This is a genomic window from Chloroflexus sp., from assembly GCF_056331925.1.
On record NZ_JBWGQH010000050.1, the window covers coordinates 1 to 5550 of the forward strand.

The 5550-nt window shown below is 48.6% G+C and carries 1 pseudogene and 1 CRISPR repeat array; the pseudogene reads right to left on the reverse strand.

Annotated features, from left to right (window positions below):
* Positions 1-229 (reverse strand): annotated as a pseudogene (locus AC01ZF_RS17420) (glucosaminidase domain-containing protein); the annotation flags it as partial.
* Between the two features lie 240 nt (positions 230-469).
* Positions 470-5488: direct repeats of the CRISPR family, unit length 37 nt; unit sequence GTTTCAGTGCTCTACCGTGAGCCGAAAGTATTGAAAG.
* Positions 5489-5550 lie beyond the last annotated feature (62 nt).

The following is a 5550-nucleotide window of genomic DNA, read 5'->3' on the forward strand; positions in this document are numbered from 1 at the left end:
CAAGGTTATGCCGCGGCGGTTGGGACCAGAACGACGTGAGCGCGCCGGTTTCGTGGATCATCTGCGCCATGGCTACAAGGTAATCTACCCCCACCTGCTCGCCAACGGTAACGTACTGCTGCGCGATGTCGCGGATGGTGCTCTCTGACAACGAACGGTACGGGCGCGATAGCGCAGCGCGCACAAGTGCAGTCACGGCCCGTTCTCCAGTTAAGAGTGGCGTCGCCATAATCGGCGCGTCCTCTTGGTACTCCAGAGATGGTACACGTATCGGAGCTTCCACCTGTAAGGTTGATACCCACAAGTGTAATGGGGAAGGAATATCACTCAGGGCGGCCCGCCACTCCGCCCACCGGTTCCCAGGACATTCCGTCGCGCCAAGGTCACGGTGACCAACTACACTGGCGTCAGGGAACAACGTCTTAGCAAACGCTACTGCAATCTTTGCTGAAGTAAGCCAGCTTTCGTCGTTTCAGTGCTCTACCGTGAGCCGAAAGTATTGAAAGTAAATACGGCGTGACCGGGTCCAACGCAGCTGGCAGTTTCAGTGCTCTACCGTGAGCCGAAAGTATTGAAAGAAAGTTTAGTACTCTCACATCACTCTCGACTTCATAATGTTTCAGTGCTCTACCGTGAGCCGAAAGTATTGAAAGCGCTTCTGGAACTCCAAGCGCCAGATCAGAGACGCGCGGTTTCAGTGCTCTACCGTGAGCCGAAAGTATTGAAAGCTGAAGTCGATCACGAGCGAAAAAGCGAGCAAAGAAGTTTCAGTGCTCTACCGTGAGCCGAAAGTATTGAAAGCGGTCGCGGTCGGCGTCGCAGTCGGCGTGATATTGTTTCAGTGCTCTACCGTGAGCCGAAAGTATTGAAAGTCTGACCGAACCTGCCGAGATACTGCCAATTACCGCAAGGTTTCAGTGCTCTACCGTGAGCCGAAAGTATTGAAAGGTAATATGGCCAAGCGTCGCCTTTCCGTCTGGGAGGTTTCAGTGCTCTACCGTGAGCCGAAAGTATTGAAAGATGATAGAGACATCAGGAAGAAGCCAGATCAAACAAGTTTCAGTGCTCTACCGTGAGCCGAAAGTATTGAAAGTTGCAAACAATGTCCACGCCAGCGCGACCGAAAGTATGTTTCAGTGCTCTACCGTGAGCCGAAAGTATTGAAAGCCAAACATCAACTCAATCGTCATTACTCCTCCTTTGTTTCAGTGCTCTACCGTGAGCCGAAAGTATTGAAAGGCGCATCATCCGCTAGGATGCGCTGGTTCGTTGAAGTTTCAGTGCTCTACCGTGAGCCGAAAGTATTGAAAGCAGTACACATATATTGTCATGCTACCCCCTACGCAACAGTTTCAGTGCTCTACCGTGAGCCGAAAGTATTGAAAGACATTGTGTCCCGTTTGCGACCTATTACGGAAAAGGGTTTCAGTGCTCTACCGTGAGCCGAAAGTATTGAAAGCACGGGCACCGGCAGCGGTTGCGGCTACGGTGGCTAGTTTCAGTGCTCTACCGTGAGCCGAAAGTATTGAAAGGGGCGGTGTGGTATGATAGAGACAACGAAAGCAAAAGTTTCAGTGCTCTACCGTGAGCCGAAAGTATTGAAAGCCAACCTGGACTGGGCTGTACTCGGTCCAGTTTCGAGTTTCAGTGCTCTACCGTGAGCCGAAAGTATTGAAAGCGAGAAGTGACGCCAAGCAAGAATAAGAATGTTGAGTTTCAGTGCTCTACCGTGAGCCGAAAGTATTGAAAGAACTGGGAGGTGTTAATGAAGCTTGAGGGGATTGTCTTGTTTCAGTGCTCTACCGTGAGCCGAAAGTATTGAAAGATTACCAATGTGGTCGCTGTCGCAACAAGACGTTATGTTTCAGTGCTCTACCGTGAGCCGAAAGTATTGAAAGCTCGGCCTCAATGGTGACAGTGTCACCACGGGAAACGGGTTTCAGTGCTCTACCGTGAGCCGAAAGTATTGAAAGACGTGACCGGTACCCGATACGCCGTTGTTTTTCCTGTTTCAGTGCTCTACCGTGAGCCGAAAGTATTGAAAGCAGTTTTTGCCCCGCCCGCCGGTTGAGAATGGTACAGGTTTCAGTGCTCTACCGTGAGCCGAAAGTATTGAAAGATAATGACAAGTTGCGCAATACGTGCGTTAACTGGAAGTTTCAGTGCTCTACCGTGAGCCGAAAGTATTGAAAGACGAGGACAGACCTGACTTGTTGACAGTCGTGTTCATGTTTCAGTGCTCTACCGTGAGCCGAAAGTATTGAAAGAGAAGTCAAGCAAACAATCAAGCAAACAACAAGAAGTTTCAGTGCTCTACCGTGAGCCGAAAGTATTGAAAGATTATTCCGCGAAGTAATAAGAAATGAATCATTAGGGTTTCAGTGCTCTACCGTGAGCCGAAAGTATTGAAAGCGTACAATCTCCCCGATACGACGCTCAGGATCGCTTGTTTCAGTGCTCTACCGTGAGCCGAAAGTATTGAAAGCTATTGATGATCCTGTTGGGCTGCTCACGAATTATGTTTCAGTGCTCTACCGTGAGCCGAAAGTATTGAAAGCGAATAGTTGCACGCGCAACGGCTCCTGTTTCGGAGTTTCAGTGCTCTACCGTGAGCCGAAAGTATTGAAAGCGAACCGTCTCACGCTAGACACGTTCGGGTTGTTTAGTTTCAGTGCTCTACCGTGAGCCGAAAGTATTGAAAGAGAGCATGGAATGGTAGAGCATCAGTAGGTATACCTGTAGTTTCAGTGCTCTACCGTGAGCCGAAAGTATTGAAAGGTACTATGCCGCCGAGTGGCTAGGTGGACTGTAAGGGTTTCAGTGCTCTACCGTGAGCCGAAAGTATTGAAAGTTATAAGGGAGGGGGTGGGGGGATGGTGGTGGTATGGTTTCAGTGCTCTACCGTGAGCCGAAAGTATTGAAAGATTTGGGGGGTAATATCATTAGTGTAAGGTGATATTAGTTTCAGTGCTCTACCGTGAGCCGAAAGTATTGAAAGGCGAATAGTTGCACGCGCAACGGCTCCTGTTTCGGAGTTTCAGTGCTCTACCGTGAGCCGAAAGTATTGAAAGTGCGCGAAAGATTAAACAACAACACTTTGACTTCACCAGTTTCAGTGCTCTACCGTGAGCCGAAAGTATTGAAAGCTCGCTAGGTTATGCAGCCCTTGTAGTACTCACTACAAGTTTCAGTGCTCTACCGTGAGCCGAAAGTATTGAAAGGAGTTAACCGCGCGTCCAGGACGATAGGTAACCCCCGCGGTTTCAGTGCTCTACCGTGAGCCGAAAGTATTGAAAGCGCTACACAGCGCTTCCGTGTATACCACGTGCGCATGAGTTTCAGTGCTCTACCGTGAGCCGAAAGTATTGAAAGATAGTTATTGTTAAACTATGCCTACTTCTATTGATATGGTTTCAGTGCTCTACCGTGAGCCGAAAGTATTGAAAGCTGGTATGTCTGATGCATACTCTTCAGCATCATCTAGTTTCAGTGCTCTACCGTGAGCCGAAAGTATTGAAAGTACTGCGAGTAGTTACACCACTATAGTAGTAATCATTGTTTCAGTGCTCTACCGTGAGCCGAAAGTATTGAAAGCAGCGACCGCCGGCAGCAGCACCGTCGTTGTACCTGGTTTCAGTGCTCTACCGTGAGCCGAAAGTATTGAAAGCAGGGCCGCCTGATGGGCCTCCATGCGCTGTTTTAGTTTCAGTGCTCTACCGTGAGCCGAAAGTATTGAAAGTTGGTGCTACCGGCTGCAACGTGGTGTACACGTCGGTTTCAGTGCTCTACCGTGAGCCGAAAGTATTGAAAGCGGCTCACCTGTCGGCGCTGCTAACCGTACCCACAGTTTCAGTGCTCTACCGTGAGCCGAAAGTATTGAAAGTCAAAGTGCGCAACAACGGTTCGTGCTGTTCCAGCAGTTTCAGTGCTCTACCGTGAGCCGAAAGTATTGAAAGTCAATAGATACGGTTTTAGATGTTGCTAATGATTGGTTTCAGTGCTCTACCGTGAGCCGAAAGTATTGAAAGATTAAATCAATTTGTTGTTGCACCATCAGTTAGACGTTTCAGTGCTCTACCGTGAGCCGAAAGTATTGAAAGGTGAAATGTACCCTGCCGGCAGTTTTCTCACGACATCGTTTCAGTGCTCTACCGTGAGCCGAAAGTATTGAAAGCTATTCTTGATGAGGAACGACGTGCAGATAATCCGTTTCAGTGCTCTACCGTGAGCCGAAAGTATTGAAAGCAGTGCATTACTTGTTACGCTTACATTTATTCACTGGTTTCAGTGCTCTACCGTGAGCCGAAAGTATTGAAAGAATCGTGGTCATCACCAGACGACTCCCTCCACTCTGGGTTTCAGTGCTCTACCGTGAGCCGAAAGTATTGAAAGTTAAATCTCGCGACCTTCAACCAATTCCAATACACGTGTTTCAGTGCTCTACCGTGAGCCGAAAGTATTGAAAGGTTGTTACGTCAGATCGCATCTCATCGATAGCAGCAAGTTTCAGTGCTCTACCGTGAGCCGAAAGTATTGAAAGCGCGACTACAGTTTTGTGTTTGATCTTGTCAAAAACGTTTCAGTGCTCTACCGTGAGCCGAAAGTATTGAAAGCGGTGTCGGAGCGCCGAATCCCGATGCAGCACCGAAGTTTCAGTGCTCTACCGTGAGCCGAAAGTATTGAAAGGCTGCTCGGTATTCATATCTACCTCCACAAAACAAGGTTTCAGTGCTCTACCGTGAGCCGAAAGTATTGAAAGCTCCATGCTTCATCCGCCAAGATGACATGTTCACTGTTTCAGTGCTCTACCGTGAGCCGAAAGTATTGAAAGATAGAGTGTGCTTGCAGTCAGTTAGCGACGATGAAAGTTTCAGTGCTCTACCGTGAGCCGAAAGTATTGAAAGTCGGCTCAGTGGTGAGGATCGGCTAGCGTATACGCGTTTCAGTGCTCTACCGTGAGCCGAAAGTATTGAAAGAGCCTTCTCGCTCGATCTGCACAACAGCGAGACGCTGGTTTCAGTGCTCTACCGTGAGCCGAAAGTATTGAAAGTATTGATGCTTCGCCAAGAGAAATAAAAGCGTTCTGTTTCAGTGCTCTACCGTGAGCCGAAAGTATTGAAAGGCAGTACGGCGGCTACAGCAAGCACCCGTCTACGAAGTTTCAGTGCTCTACCGTGAGCCGAAAGTATTGAAAGAATCCTCCCCCCTTCCCCCCCGTCGCTGCTGGAGCGAGTTTCAGTGCTCTACCGTGAGCCGAAAGTATTGAAAGCGCATGCGCAGTGCATTACCATGTCCTATATCTGTTGTTTCAGTGCTCTACCGTGAGCCGAAAGTATTGAAAGAGAGCGTTAAGTATTTCCTTAATGCGCACCATCCGCTGTTTCAGTGCTCTACCGTGAGCCGAAAGTATTGAAAGGCAATATAGTATCTCTTCTGCTCAATCGTTACAAAGTTTCAGTGCTCTACCGTGAGCCGAAAGTATTGAAAGTTGTGTCGGCTCAGTTTCCAATAAAATGTTCCTTGGTTTCAGTGCTCTACCGTGAGCCGAAA